The 1,090-nt window shown below is 69.4% G+C and carries 2 protein-coding genes; one reads left to right on the top strand and one right to left on the bottom strand.

Annotation, left to right across the window (positions count from 1 at the left end; genetic code table 11):
• A partial coding sequence (locus ACFU9E_RS35620) for an electron transfer flavoprotein subunit alpha/FixB family protein (protein ID WP_380715729.1) occupies window positions 1-278 on the top strand: 278 nt, incomplete at its 5' end.
• Between the two features lie 119 nt (window positions 279-397).
• On the opposite strand, the gene ACFU9E_RS35615 is transcribed toward ACFU9E_RS35620, so the two are convergent.
• On the bottom strand, window positions 398-832 hold the full coding sequence (locus tag ACFU9E_RS35615; RefSeq protein WP_380690378.1) for a hypothetical protein: 435 nt from the start codon (window positions 830-832) through the stop codon (window positions 398-400).
• Window positions 833-1,090 lie beyond the last annotated feature (258 nt).

Here is a 1,090-nt window from a genome sequence, read left to right as displayed (position 1 = left end):
CGGTCGGTGCCTCGCGCGCCGCCGTCGACGCCGGCTGGTACCCGCACAGCAGCCAGGTCGGCCAGACCGGCAAGCAGGTCTCCCCGCAGCTGTACGTGGCCAACGGCATCTCCGGCGCCATCCAGCACCGGGCCGGCATGCAGACCTCGAAGACCATCGTGGCCGTCAACAAGGACCCCGAGGCCCCGATCTTCGAGCTGGTCGACTACGGCGTGGTCGGCGACCTCTTCGAGGTCCTGCCGCAGCTCACCGCCGAGGTGAAGGCCCGCAAGGCCTGACCCGTCCGGTCATCCACCGGTCACCGCGCAAGCGAGGGAGTGGCACCGAGTACCCCGGGTACTCGGTGCCACTCCCTTTTCTCCCTTTTCTCCCAGTCGCCCTGCCGCCCCGCCGCCCGCTACTCCGCGAAGGCCGCCAGGTGCTGGGTGAACCCGCCTTGCGTCGGCGGCAGCGGCCGCGGCTCGGCGGGCGGCACCCGGCCCGGTTCCTCCGGCGCCAGCACCGTCAGCTCCGGCTGCTCGGACCCGGCCGGCGCGGTGATCCGCACCCGGGTGCCCACCGGCACCGTGGACCGCAGGCCGTTGACGATGCACCAGACGTCGAACCCCTCGGCCATCCGGATCAGCGACTTCTGCCGGGCCAGCGGCGTGCGGGCCTGCTCGACGGCGCAGCGCCGCACCACCCCGGTGCCCTCGCTGCGCTCCAGCCGCAGGTCGGTGGAGCCGCAGGTCGGGCAGAGCAGCCGCTGGAAGGTCGGATTGTGGCACCAGGCGCAGCGCTGGAAGTACAGCGAGGCGCTCTCGGTGTGGGCGTCGATGGCTGCGTGGACCACGGTGTCATCTCCCTGCGCTCGTCCGTTCCGCCACAAAAAGGATAGGGAACTCAGTACCACCCTGTGAAGGCACTGAGTTCCCTTTTTGTTGTGCGCGTGCATAATGAAGGGTACTGAGTGCCGTCTTGAACGTCGTGAAACAGGAGTGGCCGACCATGAGCCAGGACTTCGATCTCTTCCGGATCTCCGAGGAGCACGAGATGCTCCGTGAGGCGGTGCGTTCGCTGGCCGAGGCGAAGATCGCTCCGTTCGCGGCGG

The sequence above is a fragment of the Kitasatospora sp. NPDC057595 genome (assembly GCF_042800875.1).
Lineage (GTDB): Bacteria > Actinomycetota > Actinomycetes > Streptomycetales > Streptomycetaceae > Kitasatospora.
The sequence above is the reverse complement of the archived record's forward strand: the minus strand, read 5'-3'. Positions and strand labels throughout refer to the sequence as shown.